This window comes from Lysobacter sp. H21R4, from assembly GCF_015277535.1.
Taxonomy (GTDB): domain Bacteria; phylum Pseudomonadota; class Gammaproteobacteria; order Xanthomonadales; family Xanthomonadaceae; genus Novilysobacter; species Novilysobacter ciconiae.
The window spans coordinates 2,644,653-2,665,980 of the sequence record NZ_CP063772.1 but is presented as its reverse complement, the minus strand read 5'-3'; the positions used below and the strand labels follow the sequence as shown (position 1 = coordinate 2,665,980).

The following is a 21,328-nucleotide window of genomic DNA, read 5'->3' as shown; positions in this document are numbered from 1 at the left end:
TCCGCAGAAAAACCAGAGGTTCCAGAATACCCGCAATCACCGGCCACTGCCGGCGGGGGCGGCCGTTCAGCCGTTGGGCGGCAGTGGTTCGGTGTGGATCGCCGGCGGTTGCGGGCTGTCCACGGTTTCGAACGGCTGCGGCTGCGGGCGGTTGGCGTCGTAGGTCGTGTCGCGAGGCGCGTTCAGCGGCGCGCTGCTGACCGGCGCGGTCGAGGTGCCCGCGGCGGGCGCATTGACCGTTGCCGCCGGCGATCCATAGGCAACGGGTGCGGCCGGGGCCGGCTGCTGCCTGCGCGCGGCGCGGGCGGTTGCCGTCGCTTCCTCGAGCTGGTCGCGGAAACCCACCACCGCGTCGGAGGCGCGCTGGCCGGCGCGGTCCTCGAAGATCATCCGCGGCGTGGTGCCGCCGCCGTAAACGCTCTGGTTGGCGGCGTCATCGATGCTGAGCACCGCGCCATCCAGGGCAACGCCGGCGAACAGGCCGCGCGCGCGCGACCACGACCAGATCTCCGCCTTCAGTTGCCCATCGGTGGCCAGCCCGGTGGTCCGGCCGACCGGCCCGGCGGCGACGCTGGCGTCCGCGCCCAGGGTCAGCTTGCCGTTGACGATGGAGTCCAGCCCACGCTGGCTGGTGAACACCAGCACCACGTCGGATGACTGCACGCCGGCCTGGAAGCCGATGCTGGCGCCGGTGAGCTTGACGAAGGCCGGATTGGACCAGGTGCCCTGCGGGGTCTTGATCGACACCAGGCCGTGGCCGCGGCGACCGCCCAGTACCAGGCCGATCTTCAGGGTATCGGGCACGACCACGATGGCCCTGGCCTGGTCGAGCATCGCATCGGGGATGCCCGACTCCGGAATGGCCTGGATTTCGTTGAGCACGCGGACCGCGTTGCGGGCGCGCTCGTCCTCGGTCACCCCGGCAAGGGCGGGGGCGGCAACGACGAACGCGAGCAGGATCGAGGCAAGACGGGGGAGGATCGACATGGAGGACTCCGGAAACGGGACTGCGGATGGAACCCGACGACTGCCGGCACATCCCCATCGACCGCACGCGGGCGGCGAAGTTCGTACCGGAGCTTTATTCAGGCTAGTGACGCGGCGATGAATCCTGTGGGAACCAACGGCAGCTGGCATCCTATACGGATGACTCAATCCGCTGCCCCCTCCCCCGATACCGCCGTCGTTCTGATCAATCTTGGCACGCCCGACGCGCCCACCGCGGACGCGGTGCGCCGCTACCTGGGCGAGTTCCTGTCCGACCGCCGCGTGGTCGCTTTGCCGCGGCTGTTCTGGCTGCCGTTGCTGCATGGGATCATCCTGCCGCGCCGCTCGCCGAAGGTGGCGCTCAAATACGCCAGCGTGTGGCTGGAAGGCGGATCGCCGTTGGCGGTCTACAGCCGCCGTCTGGCCGAAGGCGTCCAGCGCGAAATGCCCGAGGTACTGGTCGTCGACGCGATGCGCTATGGCAACCCCGCGCTGACCAGGGTGCTGGAGGACCTGCGCGGGCGCGGCATCCGCCGGGTGCTCGGACTGCCGCTGTATCCGCAGTACTCGACCACCACCACCGCGACCGTCGGCGACGTGCTCGCGCGCGAGACGGCGATGCAGGTGCGCATGGTCGATGACTACCACGTGGATCCGGGCTGGGTGGCGGCGGTGGCCGACTCGATCCGCGAGCATCGCGCCCGCAACGGCGCCGGCGATCACCTGGTGTTCTCCTTCCACGGCCTGCCCAAGCGGGTGATCCGCAACGGTGATCCGTACCAGCGCCAATCCGAGGCCGGCGCGCAGGCGATCGCCAGGGCACTCGAGCTGGAACCCCACCAGTGGACCATCAGCTACCAGTCGCGCTTTGGCGCCGAGCGGTGGCTGGAACCGGCGACGACCACCGCGCTGGCCGCGCTGGGCGAGCGGGGCGTGCAATGCATCGACGTCGTCGCGCCCGGGTTTGCGGCCGACTGCCTGGAGACGCTGGAGGAGATCTCCATGGAGCTGGCGGCCGAGGTCGCCGGACGCGGCGGCACGCTGCGCTACATTCCCTGCCTCAACGATTCGCCGGCGCATGCGCGTGTCATCGCCGGGATTGCGCGGCGCGGCCTGGACGCCTGGCCGATGGCCCAGCCGTGACCCGGCTGCAGGACTTCGTCCTGGATACCCGGCTGGGCCGACTGGCCGGGCTGCGCTCCGCGCCCGCCGGGCGGGCGGTGCCGCGCGTGCTGGCCCTGCACGGCTGGCTGGACAACGCGGCCAGCTTCATCCCGCTGCACCCGTATCTGCCGGGCATCGAGCTGGTCGCACTGGACATGCCCGGCCATGGCGCCAGTGACCATTTTCCCGAGGCCGCCGAATACACCGTCGTCAGCACAGCGCGCTCGGTGTTTGCCGCCGCCGATGCACTGGGCTGGGACGAGTTCTCGCTGCTGGGCCACTCGTTGGGCGGGGCGGTGGCGAGTCTGATGGCGGCGGCCGCGCCGCAGCGCATCCAGCGCCTGGGCACGATCGAGGCGCTGGGCGCGCTGTCAGCCGAGCAGGGCCGCCATGTTGAATCGCTGCGCGAGGCATTCGCGCGCCCGGGCGGTCCGCGCAAGCCATTGCGCGTGTTTCCGGATCCCGCCACGGCTGTGCGCGCGCGTTTGCAGGCCGGGGATATCCAGCCCGGCGCGGCGCGCCTGCTGGTCGAACGGGGCCTGGTTCCGGTACGCGGCGAGGGCGGCCCGCGCGGCTTCAGCTGGCGCAGCGACCCGCGCCTCACGCGGCCGACCGCCATCCGCATCAGCGAGGAGCAGGTGCGCGAGTTGTTGCGCGCAGTGGAGTGTCCGGTGCGCGTGCTCTACGCCGAACCGGCGCAGGTCTACTTCCCCGAAGAGCAGCGCCGGGCGCGCTTCGATTGCCTGCGCGACGCGCAGTTGGCCACCATGCCCGGTGGGCATCATGTGCACATGGAGCAGCCCGCCGAGGTGGCAGCGGTGTTCGCGGACTTTTTCAACGCGATCTGATCACCGGGCCTGATCAGCGCGGTTGAAGCCGCGGTCAGATCAGCGCGCCCCGATCGCCACGATCCAGAGCGCGGCCGGCGATGCCGACTTACGCCTTGTCGGGCGCTGTGGCAAGCAGCGAGCGCATCGTCGCCTTCAGCCGCGAGCCGTGCACTCGCAGGTACTCACGCTCCTCGCGCCAGTGCGGCATGCGTGTCTCCACCTCGGCCCAGAATGCGGGTGAGTGGTTGGCCTGGAGCAGGTGGCAAAGCTCGTGCACCAGCACGTAGCGGTAGGCCGAAGGCCGGGCGAGCACCAGCGACAGGTCCAGCGCGACGGAGTCGTCGGGTGCCAGCGAGCCCCAGCGCGAGGACATCAGCTTGAAGCGGAACCGGCGCGGTGGGCGCGGCAGCCCGTCCAGGTACTCCGGCATCCAGCGGGCCAAGTCGGCGCGCGCCTCGCCCTCGTAGAAATCCCGCAATGCCCGGGCCTGCGCCGCCGGTCCGGCGCGCTCGGGCAGCAGGAACACCAGTGCGTCGCCGGGTGCGGACTCGATCCGGGTGAACCGGCCGCGTTCCCAGCGCAATGGACGCTCGGCGTCGCGCAGTGGCAGCGTGGCGGACACATCCCGCAGCAGCGGCGCCGGTACGTCGCGCGTGTGCAGCTCCAGTTGCAGCGCAAGCCACTGCCGGTGCTCGTGGGCGAAGCGTGCCGCCGCACTGGCGCTGGCGCGCGGCGGCAGGGTCAGGCGCACGCCGCGCTCGCTGACGGAGAGCTTGATCCGGCGCGCGCGCGGGTCCCGGCGCCGCTCCACCTCCAGCGACTGACCGTCGTCCAGGGTCAGCTCGAAGGTGTCGCGTTGCACGGCGCGCCGCGCGGGCGTGCGTTTGGTGCCGACCAGGCCGTGCAGGCGGCGAAGCATGGTGGTGCCTGCGCCCCGCGCCTCAGTCGGCCGCGCTGAGCTTGAAGGCCGACTGCAACACCGCGAACAGGCGCTTGACCTCACCGCTCATCAGCACGAAGCGCGCTTCCATTTCCGCGCGCACGTCGTCGTGGTCGGTGGACTCCAGCTGGTCCACGGCGCCGTCGAGCAGCTTGAACTTGCGCACGATCAGGTCCTCGCCCAGAACGAAGGACACGTGGTCGTCCAGCGTCAGCGCCAGGCGGGTCACCTGCTTGCCGGTTTCCAGATGCTTGGCGATCTCGTCGTTGTCCAGCTCCATGCGCTGCACCTTGACCACCGCGCCCTGGTCGGCCGGATCGCGCAGCTCGCACTCATCGCCGATGCTCAGGCCGTCGGGCAGTGGCTCGCCGGCGACCCAGCCGGTCAGGATCGAGCGCGGCGCGATCTCCGGGTTCAGCGGCATGGCCGGGAAGCTGCCCAGCGCGCGGCGGATCTCGGAGGCCACGTTCTCCGCGCTCTTGCGGCTGGAGCTGTCGACGACGAGGATCCCATGCTCCAGATCCACCAGCGCATCGGTGCGGCTGGGCTTGATGAACGCCCGCGGCATCAGCTCGGTGATCAGCTCGTCCTTGAGGCGCTTGCGGGTGCGGCCGCCGGGCTTGCGGCCTTCGGTCTGCTCGATCTCCTCCAGCTTGCGGGCCAGCATGTCGTTGACCACGGCGCCGGGCAGCAGGCGGTCCTCGCCGCCCACGGTCAGCCAGATCGCGTCGCCCTGGCGCTGCGCGAGCTCCTCGCCATCACGGCCAATGGGCGAGACAAAGCCGCGCGATGACAGCTCCAGCGCGCCGACCGGCTTGAGCGCGCACTCCTGCAGGCCAGCGTCCAGATCATCGAGTTTGGTGGAGGTGGGGAAGCGGAACAGGGTCAGGTTGCGGAAAAACATGCAGACGGAATCCAGGTTGGGGTCGCACAGGACAGGCGCTGCCGGCCGGGCCGTCGGGCCGCAGCGGTGCGCTTGGGGAAGACGTGCGCCCGTCACCGGCGTGGAAGGGAGCGGACCGGGTCGGGCGGCGTCGTTGGATCCCCATTCTACCGGCACGCCTGATGGGTGCGATCCCCGGTCCGGTTCCGGCGCGGACCGTCGTTGTCGCGCGCCTACGCCGAGTACGGCTCCTGGACCAGACGCTGGGAGATCCACCAGATATTGCCGCGCGGGTCGCGGACACCGCCCTGGCGGTCGCCATAGGGCATGTCCGCCACGTCCATCTCGTGGGTCGCGCCCGCTGCGATGGCGCGTGCCATCGCGGCATCGGCGTCCTCGACATAGAGGTAGAACGAGAACGCCATGCTTGGGTAGCGGGCGGTCGCCTCGCTGATCATCACCGTGGAGGTGCCTACCCGCACCTGCGTGTTGGCGATCCGGCCGTCGGCCCGCAGCGAGCGCAGCTCTTCCACGCCACCGAACGCACTGGTCAGGAAATCAACGAAGCGCTCCGCGTCTTCGACGAAGAAATACGGGGTGATGGTGGTGAAGCCCGGGGGTATGTACATGGCCGCCTCACTGGGTCGGGGAAAATCCTGCGCCCAGGTCCGCCTGGGCGCGCCGGTTTTGCGGGTACCTCGTCAGCTCACCCGGCGGTACCCGCCGGGCACGCCCTCCGGCGACAGGACCCATTGCCACAACTGCAGCTCCCGGGCCCGGAACGCACCGGCGCACGAGAGCAGGTAATAGCGCCACTTGCGCTGGAACGGACGGTCCAGCCGGTCGGCGAAAAGCGGCCAGGCGGCCTCGAAGTTGGCGTGCCAGGCCATCAGGGTACGGTCGTAGTCGGCGCCGAAATTGTGCACGTCCTCGGCGATGAACAGGCCATCGATGGCATCGCCGATCTGGCCGATCGAGGGCGTCTCGCCGTTGGGGAAGATGTGCTTGTCGATCCAGCGGTCCGGCGTGGCATGACGCTCGTTCTTGCCGATCGTGTGCAGCAGGAACAGGCCCTCCGGAGACAGGCAGCGCCGGGCGACCTCCATGTAGTCGCGGTGGTTCTTGTGGCCCACGTGCTCGAACATGCCGACGCTGACGATGCGGTCCACCCGGCCGCCGAGGCTGTCGCCGTCCAGCTCGCGGTAGTCCTGCAGGCGGAATTCCAGCGGCAGCCCGGCGTAGCGTTCCTGCGCGTAGCGGGTCTGCTCGGCCGATACGGTCACGCCGATGCATTCCACGCCGTGGCGCTCGGCGGCGTAGCCCATGAAGCTGCCCCAGCCGCAGCCGATGTCCAGCACCCGCATCCCCGGGCGCAGGCCAAGCTTGCGGCAGATCAGCTCGAGCTTGGCCTCCTGCGCGCCGGCCAGGTCGGTGGCGTCCTTCCAGTAGCCGCAGGAATAGACCATGCGCGGGTCCAGCATCGCTTCGTAGAAATCGTTGCCCAGGTCGTAGTGGGCCCGGCCCACCTGCCAGGCCCGGGTGCGGCTCTGGCGGTTGAACATCCGCACCTGCAGCGCGTGCCAGGCGATGCGGGCCGGGTGCACCTCGCGATCCAGGTGCGCGCGTAGCAGTCGCTCGAAGAAGACATCGAGTTGTTCGCAGTCCCATGCACCGGCCATGTAAGCCTCGCCCAGGCCGAGGTTGCCCTCGGCCAGCGCCCGCTCGAGTGCGGCCGGGTCATGCAGCTGCATGTCCCAGGGGCGGTCGCCGTTGATGCGGATATCCGCCTTGCCGAGCAGGCCGGCGACCAGCTGTTGCGGGGCGGTATCCAGGGCCGGGGCGGGAGCCGGTGGCGGCGGAGCGGGAACACGCGGCGGCGGAACGGGCGCCTGGGAGGACGGAACCGGAGACGGGCTCGACATGGCAGCAACCTCAAGCAGGGGTCGCGGTGAATCCATCACATCGTCGTGCTTCCAGCATTCGGCTCGCGACGGTGCCGATCGCTACCGGCTCATCCTAGCGCTGCGCTGGCCGGTCGGCAAAGCGGTTCTTGGCGCTGAACGCACTCATTCGAGCGCGACGCCGTCCTCGTCGGGGCGCGCCGCTTCCGGACTCACTTTCTCGATGCTGTGACGCAGCTCGCGCCCCAGGATGAAGCGTGCGTCGCGCGCCCAGGCTTCCAGCGGCAGGTCGAACACCAGCTTGGCGTTTTCGTCCAGCCGCACCAGGCCGAGTTCGCGCAGTTTCTGGATGAAGCCGCGGAACAGCGTCTTGTCGAAAAACTCCGGCGCGGCCGGCGCGTACAGCAGGCTCAGGCGCTGTGCGGCCAGTTGGCAAAGGCTCTCCAGCTGGCCGGTGGACAGCGTGCCGCTGCCGTTTTTCACCAGCACCGAGATGGTGATGTAGTAACGCTCGAAGGCCTGCTGCAGCGAGTGGCCGATGGCGCGCAGGCGGAAGACCTCATCGGTCTGGCCGGCGTTGCGGGCCAGCACGCCGCCTTCCTCCTCGTTGACTCGCTCCAGCAGTCCCTCGCGCACGAACACGTCGATGGTGCGGGTCAGCCGCTGGACGAACTCCTCCTCGCTCCACGGCAGGAACAGTTCGGCCTGCAGGAACGGGTAGACGCTGCGGCCGAGCCGGAGGACGCTGTCCTGCGCCATGCGCCGATTGTTCTGGAAACAGCAGGCGATCCACGAGGTTGCGGTGAACAGGTGGACGACGTTGTTGCGGAAATAGCTCAGCAGGACCGCCTGGTCGCCGGCCACGAGCAGCACGTCGCCCAGCGGATGCGCGGTGCGGGTCAGCACGCCGATGTCCTCGCCGTGGGCGATGATCTGCGCCGGCGTGTGCGGGGTCACCGTCGTGCGGTCGGAGTAGGGCAGCTCGGCCAGCAGGGTCTTGGACAGGGCGATCTGGGCGAGCAGGTCGCCTTCGCCCATCGCGTGCTTGGGCGTGGACAGCAGCGCCAGCGCCAGCAGGTTGATCGGATTGACGTCGGCGGCGCGGTTGACGTTGACCTGGATGCGCTGGGCCAGCGCATCCACCGCCCCGGACAGCCACGCCGGCTTCTCGTCATCGCCGAGCGCCTTGCCGTCCCAGTCGGGCGCGTGCGCGACCAGCACCTCGTCCAGCTTGATCGGTTCGCCGAAGTTGACCACCACCTGGCCGTAGTTGGAGCGCAGCACCTTGGGGATGCCGCCCAGCAACTGCCAGATCGACTCACCCTTTTTCGGCTTGCCCGACAGCTCGTCCAGGTAGCTGTTGCCTTCCATCAGCTTCTCGTAGCCGATGTACACCGGCTGGAACAGGACCGGACGGGTGGGCTGGCGCAGGAACGCGCGCACCGTCATCGAGACCATGCCGCCCTTGGGCGGCAGCAGGCGGCCGGTGCGTGAGCGACCGCCCTCGACGAAATACTCGATCGAGTAGCCGCCCGAGACCAGCTTGGCGACGTACTCGCTGAGCACGGTGGAATACAGCGCACTGCCGCGGATGCTGCGACGGATGAAGAAAGCGCCGCCCTTGCGCAGCAGGGTGCCGATGACCGGCAGGTTGAGGTTGATGCCGGCGACGATATGCGGCGGCACGATCCCGCGGGTGTAGAGCAGGTAGCTCAACAGCAGGTAATCCATGTGGCTGCGGTGGCAGGGCACGTAGATCACTTCATGGCCGGGCGCGACCTGCTTGAGCTTGTCCAGGTGGTGGACCAGCACGCCGCGGTAGATCCGGTTCCACACCGGCGTGAGCAGGAAGCTGGCCGAACGCACCACCGGGTGGGAATAGTCCGCGGCGATCTCGTAGGCGTAGCCATGGGCCTTCTTCCACGCCTCGCCGGCGGAGGAGTCGTCGCGCCGCGCCTGGTCGGTGATCGCGTCCTTGACCGAGTCGGTGGCCAGCACCTTGTCCACCAGCAGGCGCCGGGTGGACAGATCCGGCCCGATCACCGCGGCGCGGATACGGCGGAAGTGCGTGCGCAGCACGCGCGAGAGCTTGCGCACGGTGCGCTCGGCCGGCAGGTCCTCGGCGATGATCCCGCGCAGGCTGATCGGCGGCGCGAACCGCACGGTGGTGCTGCGACCGTTGAGCAGGATCGCCAGGAAGCGGCGGAAGCGGCCCACCAGCGCCCAGTTTTCCGAGAACAGCACCGAGAACCAGCCACTGGTCTTGTCCGGCGCACGGCCGACGAAGATCGACACGGGCACCAGTTGCACATCCAGCGCCGGGTGCTCGCGATGCGCGTCCAGCAGGCGTGCCAGCGAGGTGGAGTGGCTCTTGGAGGTGGGTTGCTGCGGGCTGAGCGGATGCTGCAGCGGTCCCAGCGCGCTGGCGTTGCGCCGCGACAGGGCGACGTAGGCGCGCTTTCGACCCAGCGGGTCGCCGGGCAATGGTTGCAGCGGCGAGGGCAGGCCCTGGCTGCGGCAGGCCTGGTCCAGGATCAGCGCGTTGGACATCCCGTAGTGCTCGATCACGTAGCACACGGGCTTCTCGCCCAGTTCGGGCGCATGGCTGAGCGGGTTGGCCGGCTCGACCGTCAGGGAAATCCACGGCGACAGCAGCCCTCCCAGCATCCGCGCCCACCAGGGCCGACGCCCGGTGGTGCGCGCCACGACAGGTGCGGGCACGTCCCCGGCATCTGCGGGCTCCGAATCACCGCCAAGGGTCGTGCCCGGCTCGAACGCGCCGGGGGACGCCCGCTCGCCGGCGGACTCGAGGCCGGGGACATCGTCGTGCGTCATCGCCGCGTCGTCGGACGCGGTTCGCTCCTCCGGGGAGGATGGCAGGGAGGGCTGGTTTGGCATCGGCGCCATTATGCCGGTTCGCTGGCCGCGACCGCCGCTCAGTGCGGCAGGGGCCTCGACCGGGCCTCGCGCGCTGCCGGGGTGGCTGCAGGGGAAGGAGCCGCCGCCTCCTGCTCGGCGTGGCGGAGCAGGTGGCTCAGGTACCAACGACCGTCGCGGCGCTCCAGTGCGATCTGCGCATCCACCGTCGCGCCCGCCAACGGGTAGGACAGACTGACATGCGCCGTGTCTCCGGTCTGTTCGATCAGGCGCACCTGGGCGCCATCCAGGGTCGCGTTGATATCCAGGCCGTACGCGTCCAGGACGCTTTTCAGGCGGGCCAGTAACGGACCGAGCCGGGTCAGGCTGCGCTCCATGCCGGCCTCGCGCAGCGCGCCCGGATGGCCGAGCCCGGTCAGGCGGGCGGCGGCGACCAGTTGGGGAACGGCGGCTTTGGCCAGCGCCGGATCGGCAAGGGGGGCGTTTTTCCCCCAGGTGCTGAGCGCGACGATCAGCTGCACGTAGTGCTCGCGCTCCGCGTCGCTGTAGCTGCTGCTGCGCTCCACGTATTGCGCCGCAAACAGGCCCAGCGTCGAGGCGGCAGTGCGCAGTTCCCGTCCGGCGCCGGCGAACTGGCGGCGAAAGGCGGCCAGCAGGGTCTTCTCGGCGTCGGGTTCGGACAAGGTGATGATGAAGCCCGGCAATTGCTCGCTCAGCGGCAGTTCCGACAGCGGCCAGGTGGTGCGGCCCTCCGACCACGCCATCGCCATCTCCTGATGCAGCTGCGGCGGCAGCGCGTGATCGGCGTAGGCGACCAGGTCATTGCCGCGCAGGTCCTTGACCAACTGGTTGACCGCTGCCACCGGGGTGTCACCGGTGGTGGCACCGGACGCGGCTTGTGGATGCTGGCTGCAGCCGCCGGCGAAGATCGCTGCGGCCAACACGGCTGCCGCCGCGGACGCGGCAATACTGCGTGGAATCAGGATCATGCGTTGCGGCTCCCCAGTCGCAATCGGCCATCTTCAAGCCCGACGGCCGAGCCTACAAGCCAAGCCGGTCGCGGAATCACCCTTTGGCCAGCAGGAAGCGCGGCTGGATCAGTCGCGCGCATCCAGTGCACGCTGTTTGGCCGCGCGTTGCGCCGCAGGCGGCAGGCTCCAATCGTTCTCGAACAGGGCCGGCTGCCAGTCGCCGTAGCTGGGGTTGGCCAGCATCCACCAGCGCTCGCCGAACCACTGGCCGTACTGTTCCAGCAGTTCGGCGCGCTTCTGGGGCGTGTTGGGACGCGGCTGCACGAAATCGCCGAGCTGGTCACCGAACTGCATCAACACCCGGTAATGGCGGCTGACCCACTGCCGCCGACAGTGTTTCTCGCTGCCCGAGGCCTGCTGGCAGCCCTCGACCGGCATGCCCTTGCCCAGATACACGGACTCGTCGGCGACCGGGAAGCCAACCGCGCGCAGGTTGGCCAGACTGGCCGTGCGCTGGTCCAGGGTGCGGTTGGAAAGGTAGATCACGGTGATGCCGCGCGTATCGGCGGCTTGGGCGAACTCGACGGCCCCGGGCACCGGGCGCGCGCTCTGCTCGGCAACCCATTGCGCCCAGGTCGCGTCGTCGTAGGCGAGTCCGGAGCGGATCAGCCGGACCTGGTAGGGCGAGTTGTCCAGCACCGTCTCGTCGATGTCGACCACCACCGCCGGCTTGAGGCCGGTCGCGGGAACCACGCGGTCCGCCGGTACCAGGGCATCCCATTGCGGGTCGGCCAGCGCGGCATCCAGCTGCGCCAGCGCGGCGCGGTAGGTCTGCATCGAATTGGCCCGGTACTCCGCCGAGGTCTGCATCCAGGTGACCGCATGCAGATTGTCGTCGGCCGCAGGTGCCGCCGAACTGGCGGTGCTGGGGGAACCGACCGGCTCCCGGTCAGGCACGGCAGCCGTGTGCTGGCAGCCTGCGAGCAGCAAGAGCGTCCCCAGCAACGGCGAAGCAGACACGTATTGGCGCATGGGCAATGACCGCAATGAACGGGAGGGTCAGTGTAGCCGAGCCGGTAGAACCGGCCGTGCCGGTAAAAAAAGACCCCGGCCGAAGCCGGGGTCGTGGTCCATCTGTGAGGTGTGGCGTCAGTCCACCTGCATCAGTTCGCGCGCGCCTGGATGGTCATGCCGCTGTAGCTGCCGGTCACCAGGATGTAGTAGGTGGTTGCCGGCGGATTGCTCACGCGGATGGTCTCGTTGTTGCCCGGGCGGGTCGACTTGAAGTCATGGGTGTCTGCCGTGGGCGCCTCGCCGGCGCTGACATAGACACTGGCGTTGCCGGTGCCACCGTAGGTCATCAGGTTGAACAGCCGGGTACCCTCGGGAACCTCGAAGCTGAAGAGCGTCTCGGTGCCAGAGGTGCCCGACAGGTTGCCGACCGGAACCATGTTGGTCAGCTCGATCGCGTCGGGCGCGCACTCTTCCACCGCCGGGTCACACGGGACTTCCATTGCCTTGGCCAGAGCGGCCGGGGCGTCCAGCAACCCGCTGCCGATCGGCTTGTCCGGCGTGGCCGGGAACGCACGCGCGCTCTGGACCAGGATCGCCTCCAGCTCGGCGGGCGTCTTCGGCGCGCCGCCGGCGGCGACCACCGCGCTCTGCACCAGCGCGGCAACACCGGCCACGTGCGGTGACGCCATCGAGGTGCCGGCCATGCCCATGTAGGTGGGCTCGCCTTCTTCGGGTGAGGTCGGCGAGTCGTTGGCCGCCTGCCACACGTAGCCGTTGGGGTTGCCATCCACACCGCCGCCGCCGCCCGGGCCGGTCAGGTCGATCTTGGCGCCGAAGTTGGAGTAGGACGCACGTCCACCGGTGATGCGTCCGGCGGCGACCGAGATCACGCTGTCGCAGCTGGCCGGGCTGAAGTTGGCCACTTCCGAGTTGCTGTTGCCCGCGGCGACCACGACGGTGGTGCCCAGGGCGACGGCCTTGTTGATCGCCGTCTGGCTGATCGCTTTGCACGAGCCCGAACCGCCCAGGCTCATGTTGATGATCTCGGCCGGGTTGGGGTTGGTCGGCACGCCCGGAACCTCACCGCCAGCCGCCCAGACAATGGCGTCGGCGATATCGGAGGTGTAGCCGCCGCAGCGACCCAAGGCGCGGATCGGAAGCACCTTGGCGTTGTGGGCAATACCCGCCATGCCGATGCCGTTGTTGGTCAGCTCGGCCACCGTGCCGGCGACGTGCGTGCCGTGGAAGGAGCTCTCGCCGACCTGGCAGCGGGCGGCATCATCGTTCCAATCGCCGTAGTCGTGCGCACCCGGCACGCGCTCATCGGTGGGACGACGGGAAACCTCCTTGTCGCTGATGAAGTCGTAGCCGAACAGCATGTTCGCGTCCATGTCGGGATGCTCGACGATGCCGGTGTCGATCACCGCCACCACCACGCCCTCGCCAGTGGAAACGTCCCATGCCGACGGGGCGCGGATGCCGCCCGCATTGTCCTGCAGGTGCCAGTTGTACTGGGCGTAGTAGGGGTCGTTGGGGGTCAGCTGCGGCTGCACGTCGGTCTTGATGCGCGCGACGCCGGTGTGCTGCATCAGCTCGTCGATTTCCACCGAGGCGACCGCCGGATCGGCCTTCAGCTCGCGCACGAGGTTGTTGAGCTCGGCGGTACCCAGCTTGCGGTCCAGGCGGATCAGGTCGGCGCCAACGGCGAGCTTGCGCATCAGCATCGCCGACGGCGCCGTGCTGCCGGTGCGGGCCGAAGCGGAGGTCATGGAGCGGCTGCGTGCGGCGGCATTGTTGACGGTGCGCAGCTTGACGGATTTGGGGGCTGCCGCGTCGCGATAGGTGACGATCAATCGCGCGCCCGAAGCGGCGGCGGTGGCGGCGCTGGGCGCCTCACGGGTCTCCAGCTTGGTGGAGCTGGCGGCCATCGCTGCGGGGGCGGCGAGGGTCACGGCAACCGCGGTGGCGAGCAGGCTGATGCGGAACGATGGATTCTTGCGAGTCATCTGGTTCTTCCTGGTTGTGGTGTTTGTCAGGTCTTGCGCGAAGCAGTTGGTTGGAACAGTTGCGGGATCAGGAGAAAAAACTAAGCGGGAGCAGCTTTTCAAATGCGGTGCTGGCGTCGCGGGCCGGAACCCGCGACGCCCCAGCCTTACCAGCCGAAGCCGACACCGGCGCCGACGGAGGTGTCGTCACCGCTCATCGCGCCGCCGAAGGTGACCGTCGCGCGGTCCGACAGGGCCCGCTGATAGCCCAGCGAAAGCGCGGCCTGGCCGCCCTGCACGCCCACACCCACGCCGACCCGGTTCTGGGTCCGCACTCCGGCGGCACTGGTGGCCATGTTCAACATCGCCGCGCTCATCGCGCCCATCTGGTCGAAGCGCTTGTCGACCTCGTAGAAGCGATCGTTCACTTCACCGCGGAGCATGTTGAAGTCGTCCGTGATGACGGTCATGCGCTGGTCCGTGTACGCCTTGGCCGAGTTCAGCGCGTTGGTCGTGCTGGTGTCCGTGTAGTTGTACGACGCGTTCAGCGTCTGCGTGGCGGTGGTGTCGGTGTAGCTGCGCGACGCATCCAGCGTCGCAGCGTTGCCGGCCTGCATCTGGCCTACGTTGACGGCATCGCTGGCCTGGGTGCCGGCAGCGACGTTGGTCACCCGGCGCTGGTTGCCGGCCGAGCCCACCGACACCGTGTTGGCTTCGTCGGCGACCGAACCCTGGCCGAGGGCCACTGCGCCCTTCGCCGATACCGCCGCCCCCTGGCCCAACGCCGTGCCTTCGCTGGCGGTGACATCCGTGTCGGCGCCGATAGCGACCGCGTTGCTCGCGGCGGCATCCACGTTGCTGTTGTTGCCCAGCGCGGTGCTGTTGGCAGCGCCGACGAAAGCGTGGTTGCCGATGGCGGTGTCATTCCCGTCGACGGCGACGCTGCCTTCGCCGATGGCGAGGCCGGTGCCCTCGCCACGGAAGAGGTCGCTGTCCTGGCCCGCCGGACCCTGCGGGCCGGTCGGGCCCGTTGGCCCAGTGGGACCCGTTGGGCCGGTCGGCCCCTGGGGACCTTGTGGGCCGGTATCGCCGACGATGCTGTCACCCTTGGGACCCTGCGGACCGGTCGGTCCGGTGGGGCCGGTTGGCCCGGTCGGACCGTCCGCGCCCTGCGGTCCGGTCGGCCCGGTTGGACCCATCGGGCCCTGCGGACCTGCCGGGCCCTGCGGGCCGGTGAAGTTGTCAACGCTGTTCTGCAAAGAGGTCAAGCGGCCATCCACGGCGGAGAAGGCATCGCCCACGTTGCCGTAGGAGTTGCCCTGGATCATGTAGCTGGGCGCGCTGAACACGCCCCCGGAGAACCCGGCGCCACCACCCAGGGCGCTGGCCATGGCGCCCATCTGCGCCATGTTGGCCGCGTCGGTGTCCATGCTGCCCGCGGCGACATTGGTGATCTGCCGCTCGTTGCCGCTGCTGCCGACCGAGACCGTATCGGCTCGGTCCGCATAGGAGCCGGCGCCCAGGGCGACACTGCCGTCGGCTTCGGCAAGGCTGTCAGAACCCAGTGCGGTGCTGTCCTCGCCCTCCGCGACCGCGGCACTGCCGAGTGCGCTGCTGTTGTAGCCCGTTGCTGCGGAAAGCCCGCCCACCGCGGTCGTGAAGTCGCCGCTGGCTTCGGCAAATGCCCCGACGGCCGCGGACGCCAGTCCAGTGGCGACCGACTCCGCGCCGACTGCCGAGGCGAAGTCGCCGCTGGCCTCGGCGAGGAAACCCACTGCTGCCGACTCAACGCCGCTGGCATAGGCCTCGGCGCCCAGTGCGGTCGCAGCGTCGCCGCTGGCCACGCTGTAGAAGCCTGACGCGGTGGATTCCACCCCGGATGCCTCGCTCAGTGCGCCGGTTGCCACCCCGCCATCACCGTTGGCGACGGAACCCGCTCCCGTTGCCGTGGCCAGGTAGCCTGACGCTTCGCTTTCCGAGCCGGTCGCGGTGGCGAGCTCGCCCGAGGCGCTGCTGTAGGCGCCGGTTGCCGTGGCCCCTTCGCCCGCCGCGGCACTGCCGGCACCGTAGGCGCTGGCGCTGTCGGCTGCGGCAACGGCGTTGAAGCCGCTGGCAGTTGCTTGATCACCCAGCGCGGTGGCGCCTGAGCCCATCGCGCTGGCACCTTCGCCGATCGCAGTGCTGCTGGCGCCCACTGCGACCGTATAGTCACCTTCGGCCAGGGCGTCGCTGCCGGCGGCGACCGCATCGTCCCCATCGACCACGGCCTCGCCTTCACCGCTTGCCTTGAACAGGCGACTGGTTTCGTCGGCGACACCGGCGATGGCATTGAGCTGGCCCAGGTTCACCGCATCGTTGTCCTCGGTACCTGCAGCGACGTTGGTGATCTGGCGCTCGTTGCCCACATCGCCCACCGAGACGGAGTTCTCCCGGTCGGCGTACGAGTCGGCACCCAGGGCAACGCTGTTGTCGGCCGTGGCCATTGCTGCGTTGCCCAGGGCCGTGGTGCTGTAGCCCGGTGCCCAGGCGCCGCCGCCGACGGCGGTGGAGTAGGCGCCCGACGCCTCCGACGGGAGGAACCCGAACAGGGCACCACCTACGGCGACACTGTTGGTGCCACTGGCGATGCTGGAACTGCCCACCGCGGTGCTGTCGGCGCCGCTGGCGGACGCGCTGGCGCCCACGGCGGTGGCGTAGTCGCTGCTGGCCTCGGCGCCGTAGCCGATCGCCGATGACAGGAAGCTGTTCGCGCTGGAGTAGCCGCCGATCGCGCTGCTGCCGTCGCCGCTGGCCTCGCTGCGGAAGCCGTTGGCGGTGCTCTGCAGGCCCGAAGCGACGGCCTCGCTGCCGCTGGCGGTCGCGTAGGCAGCCGATGCATCGGCACCTGCACCCAGGGCGGTGGCACCGGTCTCGGACGCGTTGGCACCGGCACCGATCGCGGTGCTGTCGTCCGCGGCGGCCACGGTGTTGGAGTAGACGGGGTTGCCGTCGGCATCCAGGACCGAGTTGCCATCCTCATCCAGCACGGCGCGGCGTCCGCCGACCGCCACGCTGGAGTTGCCGGAAGCCTCGCTGCTGCTGCCGCTGGCGACGCTGTCGTTGCCGAGGGCGGAAGCGTTGTAGCCGCTGGCGGTGGCGTAATCGCCGGATGCGAGGGCGCCGCTGCCGAACGCGGACGCGCCTTCGCCAAGTGCGCTGCTGCTGGAGCCGACCGCGGTGGCGTAGTCGGCGCCGGCGTAGGCATTGCTGCCTGCGGCGACTGCGTCCTCGCCATCGACGATCGCCTCGCTGTCACCCGTCGCCTTGAAGTACTTGTTGGTCTCCTCCGCGACTGCGGCCACATCGTTGAGCTGGTCCAGGTTCACCGCATCGGTGCCTTCGGTACCGGCGGCGACGTTGGTGATCTGGCGCTCGCCGCCGACCTCACCGACCGAGACGCTGTTTTCGCGATCGGCGACCGAACCGGCACCGAGCGCGACACTGTTGGCTGCATCGGCGTAGGCGCCGTAGCCCAGCGCGGTGGAGTCCTGCTCGGCCGCCCAGGCCCCGGCGCCCAGCGCCGTGGAGCCGTCAGCGTCGGCGCTGCTCATCCAGCCGATCGAGGTGCTCTCATCGCCGCTGGCCCAGGCGCCGTTACCGAAGGCGGCACTGCCATCGCCGGTGGCTTCGGTGGCGATGAATCCGTACGCGGTACCGCCCACGGCGGTGCTCTCCATGCCGGAGGCATCGGCCGACTCGCCGACCGCGGTGCTGCTGGTGCCGGCAGCGGCCGCTCCGATACCGACGGCGGTGGCATAATCGCCGGAGGCGTCGGCGCTGTAACCAATCGCCGAGGACAGGAAGCCCGAGGCGCTGGAGTAACTGCCCAGGGCGCTGCTGCCATCGCCGTCGGCCTCGCTGCGGAAGCCATTGGCGGTCGCCTGCGTGCCCGCTGCGATCGACTCGCTGCCGCTGGCGGTGGCGTAGGCGCCGGAGGCCTGCGCATCCGCACCCATCGCGGTGCTGCCGACCTCAAGCGCGGCCGCGCCGGAGCCGGCGGCGGTGCTGTCCTCGCCAAGGGCCAGCGAGTTGTAGCCGGCGGCAGTGGCACCGTTCGCAATGGCGTTGGCGCCGGCACCGAAGGCGGAAGCGCCATCGCCGATCGCATTGGCGGCTTCGCCGGCGGCGGTGGCGTCATCTCCTTCGGCGTAGGCGCCGGCATCGCTGTCGTCGCTGCCGGTCGCCTTGAAGTACTTGTTGGTCTCCTCCGCGACTGCGGCCACATCGTTGAGCTGGTCCAGGTTCACCGCATCGGTGCCTTCGGTACCGGCGGCGACGTTGGTGATCTGGCGCTCGCCGCCGACCTCACCGACCGAGACGCTGTTTTCGCGATCGGCGACCGAACCGGCACCGAGCGCGACACTGTTGGCTGCATCGGCGTAGGCGCCGTAGCCCAGCGCGGTGGAGTCCTGCTCGGCCGCCCAGGCCCCGGCGCCCAGCGCCGTGGAGCCGTCAGCGTCGGCGCTGCTCATCCAGCCGATCGAGGTGCTCTCATCGCCGCTGGCCCAGGCGCCGTTACCGAAGGCGGCACTGCCATCGCCGGTGGCTTCGGTGGCGATGAATCCGTACGCGGTACCGCCCACGGCGGTGCTCTCCATGCCGGACGCGTCGGCCGACTCGCCGACCGCGGTGCTGCTGGTGCCGGCAGCGGCCGCTCCGATACCGACGGCGGTGGCGTAATCGCCGGACGCGTCGGCGCTGTAACCAATCGCGGAGGACAGGAAGCCCGAGGCGCTGGAGTAACTCCCGAGGGCGCTGCTGCCATCGCCGTCGGCCTCGCTGCGGAAGCCATTGGCGGTCGCCTGGGTGCCCGCTGCGATCGACTCGCTGCCGCTGGCGGTGGCGTAGGCACCGGAAGCCTGGGCATCGGCACCCATCGCGGTGCTGCCGACCTCAAGCGCGGCCGCGCCGGAGCCGACGGCGGTGCTGATCTCGCCCGTGGCCTGGCTGCCACTGCCGCTGGCAAGGCTGTTGGTACCGGTGGCGGTGGCGTTGTAGCCGCTGGCGGTGGCGTAATCGCCGGATGCGAAGGCGCCGCTGCCGAACGCGGAGGCGCCTTCGCCGAAGGCGCTGCTGCTGGAGCCGACCGCGGTGGCGTAGTCGGCGCCGGCGTAGGCGTTGCTGCCTGCGGCAACCGCGTCCTCGCCATCGACGATCGCCTCGCTGTCACCAGTCGCCTTGAAGTATTTGTTGGTCTCCTCCGCGACTGCGGCCACATCGTTGAGCTGGTCCAGGTTCACCGCATCGGTGCCTTCGGTACCGGCGGCGACGTTGGTGATCTGGCGCTCGTTGCCGGTCGATCCGACCGAGACGCTGTTCTGGCGATCCGCGATGGAGTTGGCTCCCAGCGCGACGCTGTTGTCCGCCGTGGCCTCGGCCAAGTAGCCGAGTGCCGTGGATTCATCACCGCCGGCGTAGCTGCCGCTGCCCAGGGCGCTGCTGCCGCTGCCTTCGGCGTCGGCCGAGTCACCGATGGCGATCGAGTCGCTGCCACTGGCGTCGGCCGAGGCCCCGACTGCGGTGGCACTCTTCGCGCTGGCCGACGAATTGGCTCCCAGTGCCGTGGCGGAGGCCTTCGAGGCGCTGGCGTTGTTGCCGACCGCCGTCGCCTCCTTGCCCGTTGCGCTGCTGTAGGCGCCGATGGCCGTGGCGCCCTTGCGGCTGGCGACGCTGCCCTCGCCGCAGGCCAGTGCCTGGGCGCCGCTGGCGACCGAACCGTTCGCCGGATCGGTGGTCTTGCAAGTTTCCGCGGCCATGACGCCGGTCGAGCTCATCGCCAGCACGGTGGCGAGAGCGGCGTACAGGGGTGCACGACGGGTCAGGGAATGACGCTTGGCATCGGCCGGGATGGCGCTGTTGGGAGTCTTCGAGACGGGCATGGATGGTCTTCTCTCGTTGGGGCGTCAGGTTTGGAGCCCTGCGCGCATCGCACCGGCTCCCCATGAGGGCCGCGTTGTGATCGCGCAGCTGGAGAAACGGCGCGCGACCGCCAAAACGGCGCGCGCTTGATCCCTGCGAAGGTGATCAAGCGCGTAATCCGAAGAGATGACGTCTGGCGTCACATTCCGACCGGATCGGATATAGCGATAGCACACAAAATGACTGTGTGGTGAACAGTATTCTTCGCGTTCACCACCGCAGTGGCAGCCCAAGGGGCCGCAAGGCGCATGGTTATAGGGTTTTCCGCGGTTGGTCCGTACAGCTTTGTGCGGTGCGTCAACAAGTGACCCCGGGAGTCACCCACGACGAAATGCGCAACTTTGCGGAGGTGACCGCGATCCGCGTAATCCGTGAACTGCGTCACGTCGGCAGCCCCCGGCGGGTCGATTCAGCCCGTCGAATACGGCCCATCGCGCGGGTGAATTCCACGCATAAAAAAACGGACCGCTATGCGGTCCGTTTTCGTGTCGACGTCCGGCTGGGACTGGCGCGCGGCTACTTCAGCTTGGCGGCCTTGCGCAGGTCTTCAGCCCGATCGGTCTTCTCCCAGGAGAACGCGGTCGCCTCGTGCTCGGCGCCGTCGGAGTCCTTGTACTTGACGAGCTTGGGCTTGCGACCGAAGTGGCCGTAGGCAGCGGTGGACTGGTAGACCGGATGGATCAGGTCGAGCATCTTGACGATGCCGTACGGACGCAGGTCGAAGTGCTTGCGGATCAGCAGCTCGATCTTGTCGTCGCTGAGCTTGCCGGTACCGAAGGTCGTCACCGAGATCGAGGTCGGCTCGGCCACGCCGATGGCATACGACAGCTGCACTTCGCACTTGTCGGCCAGCCCGGCCGCGACGAGGTTCTTGGCCACATAGCGCGCCGCATACGCCGCCGAGCGATCGACCTTGGACGGGTCCTTGCCCGAGAACGCGCCGCCGCCGTGGCGCGCCATGCCGCCGTAGGTGTCGACGATGATCTTGCGCCCGGTCAGGCCGCAGTCGCCCACCGGGCCGCCAATCACGAAGATGCCGGTCGGGTTGATGTGGATCTTGTTCTTGGGCAGCGTCTCCAGCCACTCCTTGGGCAGGACGGGCTTGAGGATGTGCTCGCGTACCGCCTCGATCAGGTCCTTCTGCTTGATGCCTGGATCGTGCTGCGTGGACAGCACCACCGCATCCAGACCGGCGATCTGGCCGGCGTTGTCGTAGCGCAGGGTGACCTGGCTCTTCGCGTCCGGGCGCAGCCAGGGCATCGGCGAGTTGCGCTTCTTGCGCATTTTCGCCTGTTGCTCGACCAGCCGGTGGCTGTAGTAGATCGGCGCGGGCATGAACTCGGGCGCCTCGTTGCAGGCGTAGCCGAACATCAGGCCCTGGTCGCCGGCACCCTGCTCCTCGGGCTTCTTCAGATTCCTGTCGCTGCCGTCCACACCCGCGGCGATGTCGGGCGACTGTTTGCCGATCAGGTTCAGCACGCCGCAGGTTGCGCCGTCAAAACCGACTTCCGAGCTGTCATAGCCGATGTCGACGATGACCTTGCGGGTCAGCTCCTCCAGGTCGATCCAGGCCGAGGTGGTGATCTCGCCGGCGACAATCGCCACGCCGGTCTTGACCATCGTCTCGCAGGCCACGCGGGCGCGCTTGTCCTGGGTCAGGATGGCGTCGAGCACCGCATCGGAAATCTGGTCGGCGACTTTGTCGGGGTGGCCTTCGGAGACCGATTCGGAGGTAAACAGGTAGCTGGACATCAGGGCTATATCCTTGCATTCGGATAGAGGGATGGGTGCGAATCATACAGGCATCGCCCGCGCCGC

Annotated in this window: 12 protein-coding genes and 1 pseudogene; 2 read left to right on the top strand and 11 right to left on the bottom strand. The window is 69.2% G+C overall.

All coding sequences use genetic code 11. The features are described 5' to 3' along the window. Positions 1-291: 291 nt before the first annotated feature. Positions 292-987: pseudogene (locus INQ40_RS12125) on the bottom strand (lipid-binding SYLF domain-containing protein); the annotation flags it as partial. 159 nt (positions 988-1,146) lie between these two features. Between INQ40_RS12125 and hemH the strand changes: the two are divergent. Both hemH and INQ40_RS12115 read left to right on the top strand, forming a co-directional pair. After that, positions 1,147-2,130 (top strand): ferrochelatase, encoded by a 984-nt coding sequence (hemH, locus tag INQ40_RS12120; protein ID WP_194340624.1) that lies wholly within the window; start codon positions 1,147-1,149, stop codon positions 2,128-2,130. After that, positions 2,127-2,999 (top strand): alpha/beta hydrolase, encoded by an 873-nt coding sequence (locus tag INQ40_RS12115; RefSeq protein WP_228482026.1) that lies wholly within the window; start codon positions 2,127-2,129, stop codon positions 2,997-2,999. The genes hemH and INQ40_RS12115 overlap by 4 nt, the downstream gene beginning before the upstream one ends. A gap of 88 nt (positions 3,000-3,087) precedes the next feature. Here INQ40_RS12115 and INQ40_RS12110 read toward each other — a convergent pair whose 3' ends face one another. The 10 genes from INQ40_RS12110 to metK all read right to left on the bottom strand — a co-directional run bounded on the left by INQ40_RS12110 (position 3,088) and on the right by metK (position 21,262). Beyond that, positions 3,088-3,900, bottom strand: a complete 813-nt coding sequence (locus tag INQ40_RS12110; protein WP_194340623.1) for a SprT family zinc-dependent metalloprotease — start codon at positions 3,898-3,900, stop codon at positions 3,088-3,090. A gap of 22 nt (positions 3,901-3,922) precedes the next feature. Then, positions 3,923-4,825 carry a recombination-associated protein RdgC gene (locus INQ40_RS12105; RefSeq protein ID WP_194340622.1) on the bottom strand — a complete coding sequence of 301 codons (903 nt, stop codon included), beginning with the start codon at positions 4,823-4,825 and terminating at the stop codon, positions 3,923-3,925. Positions 4,826-5,037: 212 nt separating this feature from the next. Continuing rightward, positions 5,038-5,433 carry a VOC family protein gene (locus INQ40_RS12100; protein ID WP_194340621.1) on the bottom strand — a complete coding sequence of 132 codons (396 nt, stop codon included), beginning with the start codon at positions 5,431-5,433 and terminating at the stop codon, positions 5,038-5,040. A gap of 72 nt (positions 5,434-5,505) precedes the next feature. Further along, on the bottom strand, positions 5,506-6,636 hold the full coding sequence (cfa, locus tag INQ40_RS12095; protein WP_228482215.1) for a cyclopropane fatty acyl phospholipid synthase: 1,131 nt from the start codon (positions 6,634-6,636) through the stop codon (positions 5,506-5,508). Positions 6,637-6,870: 234 nt separating this feature from the next. Next, positions 6,871-9,612: a glycerol-3-phosphate 1-O-acyltransferase PlsB gene (plsB, locus tag INQ40_RS12090; RefSeq protein ID WP_194340619.1), complete on the bottom strand. Its 2,742-nt coding sequence runs from the start codon at positions 9,610-9,612 to the stop codon at positions 6,871-6,873. A gap of 29 nt (positions 9,613-9,641) precedes the next feature. Further along, on the bottom strand, positions 9,642-10,571 hold the full coding sequence (locus tag INQ40_RS12085) for a hypothetical protein (protein ID WP_194340618.1): 930 nt from the start codon (positions 10,569-10,571) through the stop codon (positions 9,642-9,644). Positions 10,572-10,679: 108 nt separating this feature from the next. Next, positions 10,680-11,585: an HAD family acid phosphatase gene (locus INQ40_RS12080; protein ID WP_194340617.1), complete on the bottom strand. Its 906-nt coding sequence runs from the start codon at positions 11,583-11,585 to the stop codon at positions 10,680-10,682. A 131-nt stretch (positions 11,586-11,716) separates the two neighbouring features. After that, entirely contained in the window at positions 11,717-13,573 is a 1,857-nt protein-coding gene (locus tag INQ40_RS12075; protein ID WP_194340616.1) for a S8 family peptidase, read from the bottom strand. A gap of 146 nt (positions 13,574-13,719) precedes the next feature. Then, positions 13,720-19,470, bottom strand: a complete 5,751-nt coding sequence (locus tag INQ40_RS13105; RefSeq protein WP_228482025.1) for a hypothetical protein — start codon at positions 19,468-19,470, stop codon at positions 13,720-13,722. Between the two features lie 556 nt (positions 19,471-20,026). Then, positions 20,027-21,262: a methionine adenosyltransferase gene (gene metK, locus INQ40_RS12030; RefSeq protein WP_194340615.1), complete on the bottom strand. Its 1,236-nt coding sequence runs from the start codon at positions 21,260-21,262 to the stop codon at positions 20,027-20,029. Between the last annotated feature and the right edge of the window lie 66 nt (positions 21,263-21,328).